At 69.6% G+C, this 17,170-nt stretch carries 18 protein-coding genes; 9 read left to right on the top strand and 9 right to left on the bottom strand.

Annotated elements, in window-relative coordinates:
- Positions 1–7 precede the first annotated feature (7 nt).
- Complete coding sequence (gene purF, locus LK09_RS12890) at positions 8–1,471, bottom strand: amidophosphoribosyltransferase (protein ID WP_039400030.1); 1,464 nt, start codon at positions 1,469–1,471, stop codon at positions 8–10.
- Positions 1,472–1,474: 3 nt separating this feature from the next.
- Entirely contained in the window at positions 1,475–2,596 is a 1,122-nt protein-coding gene (gene purM / locus LK09_RS12885; protein ID WP_407939171.1) for a phosphoribosylformylglycinamidine cyclo-ligase, read from the bottom strand.
- Positions 2,597–2,789: 193 nt separating this feature from the next.
- Between purM and LK09_RS12880 the strand changes: the two genes are divergently transcribed.
- Positions 2,790–3,377 (top strand): hypothetical protein, encoded by a 588-nt coding sequence (locus LK09_RS12880; RefSeq protein ID WP_039400026.1) that lies wholly within the window; start codon positions 2,790–2,792, stop codon positions 3,375–3,377.
- Positions 3,378–3,383: 6 nt separating this feature from the next.
- Here LK09_RS12880 and LK09_RS12875 read toward each other — a convergent pair whose 3' ends face one another.
- The 5 genes from LK09_RS12875 to LK09_RS12855 all read right to left on the bottom strand — a co-directional run bounded on the left by LK09_RS12875 (position 3,384) and on the right by LK09_RS12855 (position 6,593).
- A complete protein-coding gene (locus LK09_RS12875; protein ID WP_039400024.1) occupies positions 3,384–3,710 on the bottom strand; it encodes a hypothetical protein in 327 nt (108 codons plus the stop codon).
- Positions 3,711–3,839: 129 nt separating this feature from the next.
- On the bottom strand, positions 3,840–4,196 hold the full coding sequence (locus LK09_RS12870; RefSeq protein ID WP_039400021.1) for a sterol carrier family protein: 357 nt from the start codon (positions 4,194–4,196) through the stop codon (positions 3,840–3,842).
- A gap of 129 nt (positions 4,197–4,325) precedes the next feature.
- The gene (locus LK09_RS12865) at positions 4,326–5,186 is read right to left on the bottom strand and encodes an alpha/beta fold hydrolase (protein ID WP_039400018.1); all 861 of its coding nucleotides are present in this window, start codon (positions 5,184–5,186) and stop codon (positions 4,326–4,328) included.
- A 22-nt stretch (positions 5,187–5,208) separates the two neighbouring features.
- Positions 5,209–6,186 (bottom strand): SRPBCC family protein, encoded by a 978-nt coding sequence (locus LK09_RS12860; RefSeq protein ID WP_039400015.1) that lies wholly within the window; start codon positions 6,184–6,186, stop codon positions 5,209–5,211.
- Positions 6,187–6,188: 2 nt separating this feature from the next.
- Positions 6,189–6,593 (bottom strand): ArsR/SmtB family transcription factor, encoded by a 405-nt coding sequence (locus LK09_RS12855; protein WP_039400012.1) that lies wholly within the window; start codon positions 6,591–6,593, stop codon positions 6,189–6,191.
- A gap of 108 nt (positions 6,594–6,701) precedes the next feature.
- Between LK09_RS12855 and LK09_RS12850 the strand changes: the two genes are divergently transcribed.
- Positions 6,702–7,196 carry a hypothetical protein gene (locus tag LK09_RS12850; protein WP_052226739.1) on the top strand — a complete coding sequence of 165 codons (495 nt, stop codon included), beginning with the start codon at positions 6,702–6,704 and terminating at the stop codon, positions 7,194–7,196.
- Between the two features lie 77 nt (positions 7,197–7,273).
- On the opposite strand, the gene LK09_RS12845 is transcribed toward LK09_RS12850, so the two are convergent.
- Positions 7,274–7,810, bottom strand: coding sequence for an alpha/beta hydrolase (locus LK09_RS12845; RefSeq protein ID WP_039400010.1), 537 nt, complete (start codon positions 7,808–7,810; stop codon positions 7,274–7,276).
- A gap of 78 nt (positions 7,811–7,888) precedes the next feature.
- On the opposite strand from LK09_RS12845, the gene LK09_RS12840 reads away from it, so the two are divergent.
- The 5 genes from LK09_RS12840 (at position 7,889) to LK09_RS21505 (ending at position 13,682) form a co-directional block, all read left to right on the top strand.
- Entirely contained in the window at positions 7,889–8,488 is a 600-nt protein-coding gene (locus LK09_RS12840) for a TetR/AcrR family transcriptional regulator (protein ID WP_039400007.1), read from the top strand.
- A complete protein-coding gene (locus tag LK09_RS20785; RefSeq protein ID WP_052226738.1) occupies positions 8,485–10,329 on the top strand; it encodes an alpha/beta fold hydrolase in 1,845 nt (614 codons plus the stop codon). The genes LK09_RS12840 and LK09_RS20785 overlap by 4 nt, the downstream gene beginning before the upstream one ends.
- Positions 10,330–10,577: 248 nt before the next feature.
- Positions 10,578–10,733 carry a hypothetical protein gene (locus tag LK09_RS21515; protein WP_156138788.1) on the top strand — a complete coding sequence of 52 codons (156 nt, stop codon included), beginning with the start codon at positions 10,578–10,580 and terminating at the stop codon, positions 10,731–10,733.
- A 49-nt stretch (positions 10,734–10,782) separates the two neighbouring features.
- On the top strand, positions 10,783–12,975 hold the full coding sequence (locus tag LK09_RS21510; protein ID WP_156138786.1) for a hypothetical protein: 2,193 nt from the start codon (positions 10,783–10,785) through the stop codon (positions 12,973–12,975).
- A gap of 8 nt (positions 12,976–12,983) precedes the next feature.
- On the top strand, positions 12,984–13,682 hold the full coding sequence (locus LK09_RS21505) for an ABC transporter ATP-binding protein (RefSeq protein ID WP_052226737.1): 699 nt from the start codon (positions 12,984–12,986) through the stop codon (positions 13,680–13,682).
- Between the two features lie 68 nt (positions 13,683–13,750).
- On the opposite strand, the gene LK09_RS12820 is transcribed toward LK09_RS21505, so the two are convergent.
- The gene (locus LK09_RS12820) at positions 13,751–14,977 is read right to left on the bottom strand and encodes an MFS transporter (protein ID WP_052226736.1); all 1,227 of its coding nucleotides are present in this window, start codon (positions 14,975–14,977) and stop codon (positions 13,751–13,753) included.
- A 49-nt stretch (positions 14,978–15,026) separates the two neighbouring features.
- On the opposite strand from LK09_RS12820, the gene LK09_RS12815 reads away from it, so the two are divergent.
- Both LK09_RS12815 and LK09_RS12810 read left to right on the top strand, forming a co-directional pair.
- On the top strand, positions 15,027–15,662 hold the full coding sequence (locus LK09_RS12815; RefSeq protein ID WP_039400000.1) for an ABC transporter ATP-binding protein: 636 nt from the start codon (positions 15,027–15,029) through the stop codon (positions 15,660–15,662).
- Complete coding sequence (locus tag LK09_RS12810) at positions 15,659–17,155, top strand: hypothetical protein (RefSeq protein ID WP_039399997.1); 1,497 nt, start codon at positions 15,659–15,661, stop codon at positions 17,153–17,155. Before LK09_RS12815 ends, LK09_RS12810 begins: the two co-directional genes overlap by 4 nt.
- Positions 17,156–17,170 lie beyond the last annotated feature (15 nt).

Raw genomic sequence — 17,170 nt, 5'->3', positions numbered from 1 at the left:
GCCCTCGTCAGGACTGCTGCGAGCCCTCGACCCAGGCCAGGTACTCGTCGCTGACGGTCCCGGTGACGTATCGGCCGTCGAAGCAGCTCATGTCGAGGTCGACGATGTCGGATCCTTCGAGGATCGCCGCTCGGAGGTCTTCGACCTCCTGGTACACGAGGTAGTCGCAGCCGAGCTCCTCGGCGACCTCGGGAATGGTTCGCCCGTGCGCGACCAGCTCGTGACGCGACGGCATGTTGATGCCGTACACGTGCGGGTAGCGCACCGGCGGCGCGGCGGACGCGAACGTGACCGACTTGGCGCCGGCATCCCGCGCCATCTGGATGATCTGCTTCGACGTCGTGCCGCGCACGATGGAGTCGTCGATCAGCAGCACGTTCTTGCCGGCGAACTCGCTCGGCATCGCGTTGAGCTTCTGACGCACGCTCTTCTTGCGCTCCGCCTGGCCGGGCATGATGAACGTGCGGCCGACGTAGCGGTTCTTGTAGAAGCCCTCGCGGTACTCGATTCCGAGCTTGCGGGCCACCTGCATCGCGGCCGGGCGCGCCGAGTCGGGGATCGGCATGACCACGTCGATCGCCTCGCGCGGCGTGTACTTCGCGATGGTGTCGGCCAGGCGCTCGCCCATGCGCAGACGCGTCTCGTACACGGCGATGCCGTTCATGACCGAGTCGGGGCGCGCGAGGTACACGTACTCGAACGAGCACGGGAACAGCTGCGGGTCCTTCGCGCACTGCTTCGCGTGCAGCACGCCGTCGAGGTCGATGAACACGGCCTCGCCCGGAGCGACGTCGCGCACCACTTCGAACCCGGCGTTCTCGAGCACGAGGGACTCGGATGCCACGACCCACTCGTCGCTCTCGCCGGCGTCGCCGCGGCGCACGCCCAGGATGAGGGGCCGGATGCCGAACGGGTCGCGGAACGCGAGCAGGCCGTGTCCGGCGACCAGTGCGATCGCCGCGTACGAGCCCTCGACGCGTTCGTGCACGCGCTCGACCGCTTCGAACACCTGGTCGGCATGCAGCGGAATGCCCGTGATGGATGCCTGCAGCTCGTTGGCGAGCACGTTGACCAGCAGTTCGGTGTCGGAATTCGTGTTCAGGTGCCGGCGGTCGCGGTGGAAGAGCTCGTCGGTGAGTTCGCGCGTGTTGGTCAGGTTGCCGTTGTGCACCAGCACGAGACCGTACGGCGCGTTGACGTAGAACGGCTGCGCCTCCTCCTCGCGGGAGGCGTTGCCGCGGGTCGCGTAGCGCACATGGCCGAGCCCGATGTTGCCGAGCAGGGCCCGCATGTCACGCGTGCGGAACGCCTCGCGCACCTGGCCGTTGGCCTTGTGCATGTGGAAGACGCCCGACGATTCCGCCGTGGCGATTCCGGTGGAGTCCTGGCCGCGGTGCTGAAGAAGCAGCAGTGCGTCGTAGATCTCCTGGTTGACCGGGCCGTTTCCGACCATGCCGACGATGCCGCACATCGTTCAGTTCGCTCCTGATTCTGCGTAGGCGCCGACGAGGCGCACGGCGCCGCCGTCCACGCCCTTCGCACCCTGTTCGAAGTCTCCTGCCGGCAGCGCGTCGTCGCGGACGACGCCGACCTGCCAGGCCTCGATGCCTGCCGCGCGGATCGACGCGATCACGGCATCCGCCCGGCCCGCGTCGACCGCGGCCAGGAATCCGATGCCGAGGTTCCACGTGCCCTCGGTCTGCGTGAGGTCGAGTCCGCCGAGGCCGGCGAGCACCCGGAACACGGGCAGCGGCGACCACGTCGAGCGGTCGACATCCACCCACGTGCCCCGCGGCAGCACGCGCGCCAGGTTCGCGGCGATGCCACCGCCGGTGACGTGGCTGAGCGAGTGGACGGCGCCCGGGTGCTCGGCGATCAGCTGCAGCAGCGGGGTCGTGTACAGCCGCGTCGGCTCGAGGAGCGTCTCGCCCCACGTGGTGCCGAAGTCGGCGGCGTGCGCGCCGTAGACGATGTGGTTGTTCGCGACGATGTGCCGCACCAGCGAGTACCCGTTGGAGTGCAGCCCGCTGGATGCCAGGGCGATGATCGCGTCGCCGGCGACCACCCGGTCGGCGCCGAGCACGGCATCCGCCTCGACCGCTCCGGTCGCGGCACCCGCGACGTCGTAGTCGTCGGGCCCGAGGAGTCCGGGGTGCTCGGCCGTCTCGCCGCCCACGAGGGCGGTGCCGGTCAGCGCGCAGCCCTCGGCGATGCCGCGCACGATGTCGGCGATGCGCTCGGGCACGACCTTGCCGCACGCGATGTAGTCGGTCATGAAGAGGGGCTTGGCGCCCACCACCACGATGTCGTCGACGACCATGCCGACGAGGTCGTGACCGATGGTGTCGTGCTTGTCGATCGCCTGCGCGATGGCGACCTTGGTGCCGACGCCGTCGGTCGAGGTCGCCAGCAGCGGATGCCGGTACACGGCGAGCGCCGAGGCGTCGAAGAGCCCGGCGAATCCGCCGACACCTCCGAGCACTTCGGGCCCGTGGGTGCGACGGACGGATGCCTTCATCAGTTCGACGGCGCGGTCACCCGCGGCAGTGTCGACTCCGGCAGCGGAATAGGGATCGGCGTGCGAGGGTCCGGCCACCAGAACAGCCTACCCGGCGGGATGCTGGACGGGATCCGTGAGCCGCCGCCACGGGCACGGACGGCGGCGTCGTGCGCGGATGGCGGTGGATCCGGGGCCATGTCGCCGGCCGAACGGGGAATCCGCCGCCATCCGTCCCGGCCGGGCGGATCCGCAGATGCCGCCGATGCACACCGGCTCTAAGATTGGCGCCATGACCGGTGCGGCGGAGTGGACGATCCGAGAGGATGCCTCGACGGCCGTGCTCGTCGCGCTCTACCTGCGCCAGGTGCTCGGCATCCGGTCCCCGGAGGAGCTCCCGCACCTGCGGAGCGTGCCGCCCCGCCACGAGCAGGCCGACGCGTCGCCGGCCGTCGAGAAGCAGTGGCGCGAGTACTGGGAGCTGACCGTCGAGCCGACCGCGCACCCGTCGCCGGTGCCGCTGGACCTCGTCGACGGGTTCGACACGCTCGTCGCGCTGCCCATCGAGGGGTTCGACGAGCTGCGCGCGGCGATCGCCCCGCACGCGCGGGATGCCGTCGATTACGCCGTCTCGATGCACTCCCGCTACACGAAGACGCCGGCCGCGTCGTACCGCGCCTACGCCGGCGCGATCGCCGAGTACGAGCGCGAAGTCGGACGCCGGGCGCACGCCTTCGAGCTGAACGTGCAGGTGCTGCCGCTCGCGCAGCGCGGGGTGTGGTGGATCGGCGCCCTGACGATCGCCGTCACCGACGGCCTGCGGCAGGACATCGTGATGTTCGACGCGGCCATCCAGCCGATCATCGCCGAACTCGCCTAGCGGCGGTCAGCGGTCGGAGTCATCCTCTTCGCCGAGGTACTCCTCGCGCACGACCGTGACGTTGCGGGCACGGCGGCTGCTGCGCCGATCCAGGATGATCGCCACGAGACCGCCGAGGAGCAGGCCGACCGCGCCGCAGATGATCGCCAGGAAGCCGAAGATGTTCGCGGTGGAGTACGTGACCCCGGTCACCGCGCTCGCGTTCACGGAGCTGAACCCGAAGGTCAGCAGCATCGCGACGAGGACGCCGACCGCCGCACCGAGCACCAGGAAGACAGCGACCTTGGGCGCGCGGCGCACGCGCGCGGTCTCGGTGTGCTCGATCTCGGCCATGCCCCCATTCTCTCACGCGGCGGCGTGGCGGTCGCCGGGATGCCCCGGGTCTCCGAGTTTGCCCGAGGGTGGCAGCTGCCCCGGCTTCAAACCCCCGAAGTTGACACCCGAACGAAGCGCGGTCGCGGGTCAGGGGCGCAGCGGCAGCAGGTCGGAGAGGTCCGCGCGCGTGCCGGATGCCATGACCCGGCCGGAGGCGACGGCATCCGCCCACGACTCGGCGCCGGTCGCGAGCGCGATCCAGGTGGCGGCATCCGTCTCGACGACGTTCGGCGGGGTGCCGCGGGTGTGCCGAGGGCCTTCGACCACCTGGGCGGCGCCGAACGGGGGCACGCGCACCTCGACGGTGTGTCCGGGCGCCTTCTCGACGAGCAACTGCAGCAGGTAGCGCACCGCCGTGGCGCAATCGTTGCGGGCCACCGAGCCGGATGCCACCGCGGCCAGCGCCGCGCGGCCGGCATCCGTCGTGATCGTGGGAAGGACCATGCCCCCACGCTACGCGCGCGTCGGCGCCCTGAGCCTGTCGAAGGGCAGTCCACCCGGGGGTGTCTTGCCCTTCGACAAGCTCAGGACGCGTGGCCGGTGTGCTCAGGGCGCGTGGCGACCGATGGGTATTCAGACCGCGAGGACCTCGCGCAGCCGCGCGCCGAACTCGACGGGGATGCCGGGGTACATCGGCGGCTGGTCCTGGAAGCTGCCGTGGCTGCCCGGGAAGTCCGTCACCGGGATCCCCACCGCGGCGGCGATCGCCCGGGCGCCCCGCGCCGCCATCGTCTGACCGGACTCGACACCGGCCGCCAGCACGAGCCGGTCGCCCAGGGCGCGAAGCGCCTCGACGTCGGGACGATACTCGATGACCGACGGCATGTTGCGGATGAGCGGGTTGGTGCGGTCGCCGTCGTCCTCGGCCGGCATCCCGAACATCGCCGGATCCGGTGCCGGCTGATCGAGATAGCTGTCGGGGATCTGCCCGTCGAACATCACGAAGGCGATGAACTTCGCCATCGCGTGCCCGTTGCCCTGCGCGGCGTAGGTGCTCTTGATGTCGGCGACGACCGCGAGCACCTCGTCGGCGTCCGGAAGCAGCGGCGCCGACGGCGGCTCGTGCGCGACGACGGCCCGGAAGTCCTCGGGATGCGCGGCCGCCGCCGCGAGCAGGTTCACAGCGCCGCCGCTGGAGCCGAAGGCGTCCACCGGCCCCACACCGAGTGCCGAGATGACCCGGTGCACGTCGTCGGCGTGCTGAGCCGCGGTGAGGTCGCCCGTGCCGACGGGGTTGCGCCCGGTGCCGCGGGGGTCGAAGGTCACCACGACCCGGTCGGGGAACTGCTCGGCGAGCTGCTGGAAGCCCGAGGCATCCATCGGCGCCCCGAACAGGAGCAGCGGAACGCCGGTGGACAGATCCCCGCGCACGTCGTACGTGATCGCGTCTTCGCCGGTGCCGACCACGTGGGTCGAGATGGTCAGTTCAGTCATGTCATTCTCCTTGTCGGTCTTGTCAGACGGTGAGCAGTTCGCGCTCGAGACGGGCGTAGCTGGCTTCCATGCCGTCGACCATGCCGGTGGCGAGGATCAGGTCGCGCGTGGCGAGATCGGGGTATTCGACGAGCGTCGTGACGAGGGTGGCGCCGTCCTCCTCGTAGAGGCTCAGGTCGTTGATCGTCTCGGGACCGTCGGTGCCCTGCATCCGCTCGGTCGTGACCGAGCGACGCGGGGCATCCAGCACGACCGCCTCGCCCTCGAAGCCGAAGGGCTCTCCCCCGGTGTCGCCGATCGGCGCCCAGCGGTAGTGGTACGAGTCGCCGGCCGCGGATGCCAGTTCGACGTCGGTCATCTCCCACCCGTCGGGACCGAGCAGCCACTGCCGCATGAGATCGGGCTCGTTGTAGGCGCGCCAGACGAGCTCGCGCGGTCCGTCGACCAGGCGCGTGATGCGCACGTGGGTGTCGTCGAGCAGCTCGACGCGCGTGCCCTTGCCCTGGGCGTACTCGCGGAGGTCCTGGAGCACGGCATCCAGCTGGCCCATCGCAGAGCGCAGGCCCTCGACCATGCCCATCTCCAGCACCATCTCGAGCGACTCGTGGGTGGCGAAGTACGAGGTCGCGGTCATCTTCGTACCGGATGCGGATGCCTCGAAAGCGAACTCCATCCGGGACTGACCGCCGTCGACCGGTACTCCGTCGGCGCCGACGAACGCGTCGATGACGGTGAAGCCGTGCGGCTCATCGATGGCGGTGAACTCCCACGCCGCCGACGACGTCTCGCCGTGCGGGCCGGTCATCGAGTAGAGCGCGCGCCCGCCGACGGTGAAGTCGAACTCGGTGAACGTGGCCGGCCATCCGGGAGGGCCCCAGAAGCGCTCCAGCTGACGCGGGTCGGTGTACGCGCGCCACACGCGCTCGACGGGGGCGGCGAGATCTGCCGTGACGACGACAGTGAGGTCCTCGGGGTCGGAGTGGACGTCGGTGACAGGCATTGTCAGTCTCCTTGTTCGGTTCGGTCGGTTCCGGATGCCGGTGGGGCGGGGTGCCTGGCGGCATCCGTCCCGGGGTCTTCGGCGAGAAGATCGTCGAGGCGTGCGATGCGGGCACGCCAGAGTTCTTCGTAGCGGGCCAGCAGGGCCTTGGCGCGGGCGATCATGACGGGATTCGCGCGGACCAGCCGCTCGCGTCCTTCGGCGCGCTTGATGATGAGCTCGGCCGCCTCGAGGACGGCCACGTGCTTCTGCACCGCCGCGAACGACATGTCGTAATCGCGGGCGAGTTCGGACACGGACTGCTCGCGATCGATGGTGCGGCGCAGGATGTCGCGGCGCGTCGCCGCCGCGAGGGCCTGGAACACGCGATCGATCTGCTCATCGCTCAGCTCATTTCGTACAACCATTTGGTTGTAGGTTATGACCGGCAGCGGGCGGTGTCAAGAGGCAGATCTGACGACAGCCGTCGGATCTGCCCGGTTGGCAGTCGTCGACACCGCGCCTATCCTGGCCGAGTGACCGAGAACGGGGATCCGCACCTCCTCGCCGATGACCTGCTTCCGACGCCGTTCACCGCCGATGAGATCCGCGGCGCGCTGCGCGGCGGGGCCGCCATCCGGATGCGGGTGGAAGCGCCCGACGGCACGGTGACCGAGCGGATCAGCCGCTACTCCGCCGGCGACGACGAGGGCACCCTCCTCGAGACCCATCCCGTGGGCACGCCCGAGGCAGCCGTCGGCAGGCGCGTGACCTGGCACGAATTGCAGGCGCACGCCGCGTTCCCCGTCGACCGCGCGACGGTCACCACCGAGACGCTCACGCATCCGCTCGGGCAGCTCGAGTGCCGGCGGTACGACGTGAACGACGATGACGGCGTCGCCGTGTTCTGGTTCGCACTGGCGTACCCCGGGATGCCGGTGCGGTACGAGACGACGGACGCGGTCGGCACCACGCGCGTCACCGTGCAGGAGGTCCGGCATCCACGGCCCGCATTCCTGCCGCCTCGATGAGCGCCGCCACTTCGATCTTCGCGTCGGCGTAGTCTCCGGCGTACAGCACCGTCGTGCGCGTGAACATGTCCGCGGGGCTATGGGATCAGCCGGTCGACCAGCTCGAAGGTGTCGTACGGCTGGTCGTAGTCGCCGAAATGTCCCTCGTCACGGATGATCTGCGTGCCCCCGAGCCGATCGAACATGAAACGGCCCTGATTCGCGTCGCAGCCGTAAGGGTCGGTCACCGAGTTGATGAAGTACAGGTCCCCGGCGTTCGCGCGGATCCGATCCCAGTCGTAGGCCTCCTGCAGCACCGGCTCCTCCGACTCGTTGACCCGGGTGGCGTAGCCGGCGACCAGGATCGACTGGGCCACCGGCGTCTCGAGGTGCTCGAGCAGGGCGAGGAGCAGGGCGGCTCCGCCCGAGTGCCCGATCAGCACGGTCTCCGTGTCGAAGGCGTGCGACGCGAGCACACCGGGCAGAAACTCCGCGACAGGGTCGACGTTGAGGCGGGGGTGGAAGGGGCGTTCGACCCGGTAGCCCCGATCCGTCAGCCGCGCGTCCAGCCACGGATACCACGCGACGTCGGGGCTCCCGCCGGTGCCGTGGAAGATGATCGCGTTCCGGCTCATCGCTCGATGATAGCCACGCGTTGAAGCCATGGACACGCATGGATTTGCAAAATATATAGACCGGTCTATTATTGAGCCATGGCATCCAAAGGGGACCTCACCAAGGCACGGCTCGCGGCATCCATGCTCGAGCTCATCCAGACCAGCGGCTACAGCGGCACCGGCCTGAACGCCGTGACCGAGCACGCCGCCGCGCCGAAGGGCTCGATCTACTTCCACTTCCCCGACGGCAAGGAGGGACTGGGCGTCGCGGCGGTCGACCTCGCCGCGACGCAGTTCGAGACGCTGATCCTCGAAGCCGCCGCATCCGCCGGGAGCGCCGCCGAGGCCGCCCGCGCCGCGATCGAGGCACTGACGACGATCGTCGGCGACAGCGACTTCCGGCTGGGATGCCCGGTCTCGGTCGTCACCCTCGAGATGGGCGCGGAGAGCGAGCGTCTGCGGCAGGCATGCGCCTCCGCCTTCGAGTCGTGGATCGCCCCGACGGCCGCCCTGCTCGAGGCGAACGGGGTGGATGCCGCGGGGGCCCGGTCGCTGGCGACCGTCGTCGTGTCGACGATCGAGGGGGCGGTCATCGTGTCCCGCGCGATGCGGAGCACCGCGCCCCTGGTGTCGGCCGCCGACGTCGTGGCGGACCTGATCGATCAGCGCTGCCAGACCGTGGGAGGGACGCGATGACCCCGCACGAATCCCCCCGTCACGCTCTCGTCTTCGGGGCATCCGGCCTGATCGGCCGGTATCTCGTCCTGGCCCTCGCCGAGGCCGGCGCGGACGTCACGGCGGCGGTGCGGACCGCCGCGTCCGGAGCGCGTCTCGACCGGTGGCTCGCCGAGCACGGCCTGACCCGGAGCATCAGCACGACAATCGTCGACTTCGATGCCCCGGAGATCGTCGCGGGTGGAGCATCCGCCTTCACGGACGTCACCGAGATCCACAGCTGCGCCGGGTCGTTCCGATTCGGGATGACGGCCGAGGAGGCACGAAATGCGAACGTCGGCATCGTCGAGAAGCTGATCGACTTCGCCGCTGACCTCCCCGCCCTGCAGCGCGTCGTGCACATCTCGGGCTACCGCGTCGGCGGACAGGACCCCGCGGCCGTTCCGTGGTCGGACGACCACCGCGCCGCGGTCTACCGGGAACTCGGCGCCTACGAAGCGTCGAAGGTGGAATCCGACGCCGTCTTCCAGGCCCGCGCCTTGGAGCGGGGCATCCCCTGGACGATCGTCAATCCGGCCGCCGTGATCGGCGACAGCGTCACCGGGGAGTCCGACCAATACATCGGCCTGGCGGGAACCATCGAGCAGATCTGGGACGGCACCGCCGCGGCATTGCCCGCGGGCGAGACGACGTTCGTGCCGGTCGTCACCGTCGACCATCTGGCGGCCTTCATGGCGACGGCAGCGGTCGATCCGGATGCCGCGGACACCGCCTACTGGCTGCTCGACGACGCCACCCCGCCGCTGGCAGAGCTGCTCACGCACGTCGGCCGGCATCTCGGGGCGAGGGTCCCCCGGCTGAGGATCCCGGTCGGCGTCATCAAGCGACTCCCCCAGCGGATCACCGGGGCCGAGCCCGAGACGCTCACCTTCATGTCCACCGACCGATACCCGACGCAGTCCACCATCGCCTTCGCCGCCCGGCACCGGATGCCGATGCCCGACCCCCTGGTGTCCGTCGAACGGTGGGCCGACTACATGGCCGCGCATCGGTTCGGTGCCGCCCGGGCCGACGACCGTCGATTCGTCGACGCCGGAGGCATCCGGACGTTCGAGCTCGGCGCATCCGGATCCGGCCGGCTGATCTTCCCCGGGCTGCCGGTCAACGCGGACACGTGGGCCGACGTGGCATCCGGCATCGGCGCGCGCGCCGTCGACCTGCCCGGACTCGGCCTCAGCGGCGGCACTGGCATCGCGGACTGGGAGCAGTGGCTGCCCGCGGTGCTCGGCGACGGGCCAGCGGACCTCATCGGGCATTCCATCGGGGCGGCTGCGGCCGTCGTCGCGGCCGATCGGATGCCGGCACGCGTCGCGTCGCTCACGCTGATCTCGCCCTTCTTCCTGCAGGGACCGACGGGAGCGTCGGGGTGGATGCGGCCGCTCGTCCGGACCGCCCTGCGACACAGCGATGCGGCGCGGCTGTCACGCAGGCTGACCGGATCCGAAGCGAGCGCGGCCGCCCTCGAGTCGAGCGTCGGCGACCTCAAGCGGGCGACCGCCGCACGGGTCGCCGAGCAGCTCGCCCGGGCGGGATCTGAGCTGTGGCGTGTCGAACTCCGGAAAGCCCTCGGGCGATTCCGCGGCCCGGTCCGCATCATCACGGGAAGCGACGACCCGCTCGCCCCCGACGCCGCCGCGTGGCTCGAGACGCTTCCGAACGTCGAGCTGATCTCGATTCAGGATGCCGGACACCATCCGCAGCTGACCCACGGCGATGCCCTCGTCGCTCTGCTCGCGGGCTCGGCATCCTCTTCGGCCAACACCAGCACGATGCGGAGCCCTGCCACGACGCCGCGATCCTGATCTCGCCGACGCCGAAGCGTCCGGCGGCTTCCGTCCGAGCGTGCACCCCTCCGCGACATCGCCTCTGCACGGAAATCAGCCGGGCACTACTCACTACCTCTCCTTTCACACTCAATTCCGACGATCTGACTACTCAATCCCGTTGCACGGGGCCGCGCAGTGCGCGGCCCCGTGCGACGTTGGGGACTGCCCGCGATCATCGCTGCCGTGACTCACGTCGAGCCGCTGACCAGCAAGGCGGGCCACGCATGGGCGTCACCGTCGACCACATGAATGAAAGGCAAGAAGTGAAGATGAAGGCATTCAAGAAGACCCTCTCCGTCGTGCTGCTGTCCGGCGCGCTCGTGGCAGGCACCGCAGGCGTGGCGCAGGCGGCGACGGTCTACTGGAACGCCAAAGGCTGACCGGCTGAGGCGGCCCCAGCCGCCCCTGCATAGAGCAACGGTGACGCCCATGTCCTTCTGGTCGAAACTTGCAAGTTCGATCCTTGTCGTGCTGATCGGAGCAACGGCGAGCCTCATCCTCGTCCTCAACCAGGGCAACCGCCTGGTGCAAGAAGTCGACCGGTATCCGGCCGGATCAACGCCGATCTACCTGTCAGGCGTGTCCGAGGATCGATCGGCAGACGTACTCTCTGCATTCGGTCGTTTTACGGACGCTCACGGGCGCGCGATCGTTCGCGTGGATCCTCAATCGACCAGCGTGGACGGCGGGCTTGCCGGTCTCAGGGTGGGGATGACCGCAAGTCCGCATACGCCTCCAGCCGCCCTTGAACTGAAGTTTCTCGACACAACGCTGTTTGATTCCGTCACGGTCACGAATCTCCTCACGAGCGGTCCTACGAAGTCGATCGGTTTGGATGCCAACGCCGCAGACGTGATCGCCAGCATTCCAGAACTCACATTCGCTCCTCGAATTTCTGTGGTTCAGCTCGCGCATCTCGTCGACGTGTCGGGAACGATCAACGGGACCTATCGGGTCATCGGCGCCGACCACGCGGAGGTGGCGGACTTGCTGAGGTCCCTTGCGAACGCGACCGGCCGCTCACCCGAAAGTATGGTCTCCCCCCTGCATGGGCAGGTCGCCGACGGCGGTCTGCTGCCCAGCATCCTGCTGGGCTGCATGATTGCGGCGTCGATCCTCCTGCTGCTCATCCTCATCTTCGAATCGGTGCGCGCGCTGCCCGTTCTCGGTGTGCATCTCTTGCTCGGGAGATCACGGTGGGGATTTGGGATCACCATGTTTCGTTCAGTGCTGGTCAGCACTGCCGTGGCGGTTGTGCTGTCGATGCTGCTCACCGTCGCACTGGCGCATGGGTACCAGCTGAACGCGACGCTTCTCGCAGCCGCGTGGAGCGGCGCGGTGGTCGGAGCCGCTCCCGCACTCGTGGCCATCGCGATCGGCGCGGCAGTGCTCAGCTCCGTCAAGCCCGTCACGGCGATTCTCGGACGCTACTCCAAGCGAATTCTGCTCTGGGCCGTCGCGGCCTCATCGCTACTGGCGACGGCCGCCGTGTCTGTCCTGTTCGCCTACATCGACGGCCCCGTGAGGGAAGCGGGCAAGCTCACCGAGGTCGGCCGAGTCTGGGCGGGGGTGGCGAACCAGCAGATCCTGTACCAGCTGAAGTCCGGCAACGATGACGCCAGTATCACCGGCCAGTCCAGTCAGCTGGCCAAGGACTTCTACCATTGGTATCGCTCGATCGCGGACAAGCCGGGCGTCACCCTGGTCCACACTGCCTACTTCGACCGCGAAGTCATTGAAGGATGGGCCGGTGTCTACAAGTCCCCGCCGACCCAGCCGTTCTGGTACATGGCAGCCTCTCCGAGCTCCCTCGCCGACCAAGGGTTCCCGGTCAGTGCCGACGTCGTAGCTCGCGCGAAACGGGGAGAGCGGGTGTTCCTCCTCCCCGATACCTGGACTGATGCGGCCAAGCAGGCAATGCGCGGATGGGTGACCGAAGACACGCACGAGTGGAGTGATCCGTCGATCCGCACCGAGTACTACAACGGCGAGAAGATCGGATTCAAGAACTACTCACCGAAGACTCCGCTGTTTTCATGGGCCACCGACCCGAAGCTGCCTGCGACTGTGACCGACCCGGTCATCCTGGTCATCACACCCGAGAACATGGTTCCCTACGAAAGCGAAAGCTTGAATGCGGTCGGCCTCGAGAACAGTTACGTCAAGCTGAGTGCGGCGGCCGCGCAGAAGTACACCAGCATCGCCTACCTCGCGAGGTACCACCTCGACGACAACCGGGTGCAGTTCCTCGCGGTCAGCGAGTTCATCGCGGGCCTCACCAAGACGATCCAAACGACCCTGCAGCTGTTCGGCGGCGTGATCCTCTTCGCCCTCATCCTCGTGGTGGTCACGCTCGTCGCTCTGCTGAGGCTCTTCTCCACCACGTACCGCGAAGCACTCGCCGTCAAACGGATGCTCGGCTACTCGCTGACGCGGCTCTTCATCGTGCCCATCGTGCTCGTCGGCACCACCGGGGCGATCGCCGTTCTCGCCTCGATCCTGCTGCAATCCAAGAGCGCGATCTTCGGCAACGTCATGCTGCTGGCGATCCAGATGGCACTGATCACCTTCCTCATCCGGCGGTACTCGCGTCTGCAGCTGAGTGCCGCGCTCAAAGAATAGGAGCCGCCGTGAACGCTCTGCTCACGATCGAGAACCTCACGAAGAAGTATGGGTCCCGCACCGTTCTCGACCGGCTCGACCTGCAGGTGGCGCACGGGGAGTCCGTCGCGATCGTCGGGCCGTCAGGTTCAGGAAAGTCGACCCTGCTCAACATCGTCGGGCTCCTCGACAGCCCCACGTCGGGAACGATCCGTCTCCGCGGCGAACGACTGCCCCGCATGAACAGCGCCGCAGCCACTGCCCTGCGCCGGAAGCACGTCAACTACCTGTTCCAGTCGTTCGCGCTGATCAACTCGGCGACCGCGATGGAGAACATCCTCATCGGGCTGCACAGTGTGAAGTTGCGCCGCGCGAGCAAAGAGAAGGAGATCATGGAGCTGCTGACCAGACTCGGGCTCCAGCACGTGGCGCAGGACAAGGTCATGACCCTCTCGGGCGGCGAGCGGCAACGCGTCGCACTCGCACGGTGCCTGCTCAAACCCGGAGAACTGATCCTCGCCGACGAACCCACCGGCGCTCTCGACGATGCTCTGGCAGAGGTCGCCATCACCGAGATGCTCACTCTGCAGGAGGAGTACGAGAAGACACTCCTCGTCGTGACGCACGACCGTCGAGTGGCAGACCGATGCGACCGCGTCTTCGACCTGGCCTCGGCGGAGCTGGCTCGGAAGGGCGGCACCGAGCCGGTCTCGACCGCGCTGCGTTGACCGAACACCTCAACCGCGGCGCAGGCGGGGAGCAAATCCGCGGCTTCCGTCATCCGGCGCCCACGGCATCACGACACGGATCGCGCGGCGTCCGCGACGCGGTGGAACGCGCCCGGGCCCGCTTGAGCGGCACCGAGCATCCCGACCGCTCCGCACACCAGCACCGCGATCGGGATGCCTGCGGCCGCGCCCAGCGCACCGATGATCTGCCCCGCGGCGATCGTTCCGCCGGCATTGCCGACCGCGAACGCCGAGATCACCCAGGCGTTCGCCTCGTTGCCGTGGTGCACGTCGACCAGGGCCGGCGTCAGCGCGAAGATCTGCGTGAGGAGGACGGGAAGGAAGATCCCCGCGACGGCGGCGAACACGAGCCACAGCCACTCCGGCGCACCCGCGATCGCCGTCGGCAGGTACAGCGCTGCGAGCAGCAGACCCAGCCTCCGGACGAGCCGCTCGGGCGCGACACGGAACGGGAAGCGCGCGGTCACCAGCGCGCCCGTCAGCGCGCCCAGGCCGTTGAGGGCGATCGCCCACGACGAGAACGCCGGGATGCCGCGGTCTTCGGCGGACGCGGTCGCCGTGATCGTGAGTGCACCGACAGATGCCGCCATCGCGACGACCAGCACGAGGAGGCGGAGGAACGACCCGCGCACGAGCGGCGACCCGTGCGTCTCACCGCTCGGTGCGACCGGCTCGGTGCGGCGGATCCGCGGGTGCGCCGCGAACGCGATCGCACCGAGGAGTCCGGCGGCGGCCATCGCGAGCACGTTCCCGGTCGCGCCGAACAGCAGGATGCCGGCGGCGGTGAGCAGCGGGCCGAGGACGAAGGCGAGTTCCTGCACGGCCGCATCGACGGCGTATGCCGAGTTCCGCTCGACGGGGTCGGCGAACAGCACCGTCCAGAGGCTGCGAAGCACCGACTCGAGCGGCGGCGTCGCGAGACCCGCGACGAGCACCGCCACCAGGGCGGCCCAGGGCAGTGCCTGCACCGTGAGCGCGGTGACCGCGAATCCGGCCGTGGCGGCGATCGCGGCGCCGAGGAGCACGGGCCGACGGCGTCCGGTGCTGTCGACCACGCGGGCCAGCACCGGCTGGCCGACCATGCCGCCCACGATGTAGGCGGCGACGACGGTCGAGCCGAACGCGAATCCGCCGCCCCCGTCGACCACGAGTCGCACGAGCGCGAGCGCCGCCATAGCGGCGGGGAGCCGGCCGACGAACGACGTGGCGAGCAGATACGAGACGCCGGATCGGCGAAGGACGGTGCGCATGAGATTCCATTCGGCCGTCGCCATGAGGACGGTCTGACTATCCTCGCAGTCAAGCAACAGATCGGAGTGCGCTGTGAGTGCGATCGAGGTCGTCGATGTGAGCGTCGTCTCGGAGGGCACCACCCTGCTGCCGCCGACGTCGGCGATCGCCGCATCGGGTGAGGCGGTCATCGTGCGCGGCCGCAACGGCACCGGGAAGTCGACGCTGCTGCGGGTCCTCGCCGGCGCACAGCGGCCGACCACGGGCAGCGTGCGGGTGGCGGGCAGCCCCGTGTCGGCACGCGACCGTGCGTTCCGCCGCCGGGTGGCCGCGATGATCGGCCTGCCGCCGGCAGCCCGCGACCTCACCGTCCGCGACCATGTCGCCCTCGTCGCCGCGACGTGGGACGAGGACGGCGGCGCCCCCTACGACACTGCGGACGGCATCCTGAATCGGCTGGGGATGACCGGGCTCGGCGCCCGGTTCCCGCAGGAGCTGTCGTCCGGGCAGACGCAGTTGTTCGGTCTGTGCCTCGTACTCGCCCGGCCCTGCGAGGTGCTGATCCTCGATGAGCCCGAGCAGCGCCTCGACCCGGAACGCCTCGCGATGGTGATCGATGTCCTCGCCGACCGCCGTGCGCGCGGCACGACGCTCGTGATCGCGACCCACAGTCCCGTGCTGGCCGCCCGGATGCCGGGTGTCACCATCGATCTGGACCGCGCGGCATGACCCGCGTGCTCTCGGCCCGGCAGATCTGGGATTCACGGCGACCGCGCTCGGCCGCCGACCGCGCGTACATCGCCTACGCGACCGTGATGTGCGCGCTCATCTTCGTGGTTCCGGTCGGGCGGGCGCTGTGGCTCGGAATCACCGCGCCCACAGCGGTGGCCGCCCTCCTCTCTCCGGCGGCGCCGTCGATCGCCGGCATCCTCGTCGATGCTCTGTGGATCGCCGCTCTCCTGGCGGGTCGCGCACGGGGACCTGCCGTTCTCGCCCCGTTCCTGACGTGGTCGCTCGCCAGGAGCGAGCGACCGCGGCTCCGGAGCTTCCGACGCCCGCTGCTGCTCTCGTGCGCGCTCATCGTCACGGTCACGACCACCGCGGCGGTGCTGTGCGGCGGGAGCCTGCTGGCGACCGGCGGCACGGGCATCGGCGGCCTGATCGCGTTCGCTGCCGCGGGGATGTTCGCGGGACTCATCGCCTTCGCACTGTGGCTCGTCGGCCAGGCCCATCCGCGCCCGGCGGCGTGGCTCGGTGCGCTGTTCGCCGTGCTCGGCGGTGCGGGCCTCGCGGTCCCGGCCCTGCAGAGCGTGCTGCCCTGGGGGTGGATCGCGGGTTCGTTCCCGAGCTCCGGATCGGCCGGCATCCCGGCGACCGCGGCCCTCGCCGCTGCGGCGATCGCCCTGGTCTCCGCGGTGCCCCCGATGCTGGAACGGCTGGATCCGGCCGCCCTCGACGCGCAGGCGGCGCGGTGGGATTCCGCCGTCACCCACACCGTCGGTCTCGACTTCAACGCCGCATCCTCGACCTACCAGGCGCGCCCGACTCGTGGGCGACACACGCGAGCCGTCGGACGACGCGGGAGCTTCCTGCTGCTGTTCGCCCGCCGCGACCTCATCGGTGCGCTCCGTACACCGGGACGGTTCGCGGCCGGCGTTCTCGGACTGGCCGGGGCGGGCATCCTGATCGCGCTCGCACTCGTCCCCTCGGCTCCGCAGGCCCTGCTCGGATCCGCCTGCGGCCTGGTGCTGTTCGTGAGCCTCGGCGCCCTCACCGACGGCATCCGCCACGCGGCCGACGTCGCATCCGGCCTGCCGATGTACGGGATCGGAGACGCACACCTCCTGCTCGCGCACACCGTGATGCCGCTGGCGATCGGCACGGTCGTCGCCGTCTCCGTCGCAGCGGCGACCGCGCTGGCCACCGGCACCGCCCCGGGAGGAGCGACGCTCTCGTGCTTTGCCGTGGTCGTCCTCGCGGTCGCCACGCGCATCAGCAACGCGGTCAAGGGTCCGATGCCCCTGGCACTGCTCATGCCCGCGCCGTCGCCCCTGGGCGATCCGATGCCGCTCATCCGCCTCGCGTGGGCGGCGGACGCCGTGCTGGTCACCCTGATCGGGGGCGCGTGCGCCGCCGTTCTGTGGACGTCCCCCGTGCCCTTCGCCGTCGTCGCGTCGTGGGTGACCGCGGTGGGTCTCGGACGGTGGCGCCGGCGCCGGTGACCGCGGGGTCGACGC

This window comes from Microbacterium mangrovi (genome assembly GCF_000802305.1).
Lineage (GTDB): Bacteria > Actinomycetota > Actinomycetes > Actinomycetales > Microbacteriaceae > Microbacterium > Microbacterium mangrovi.
The sequence above is the reverse complement of the archived record's forward strand: the minus strand, read 5'-3'. Positions and strand labels throughout refer to the sequence as shown.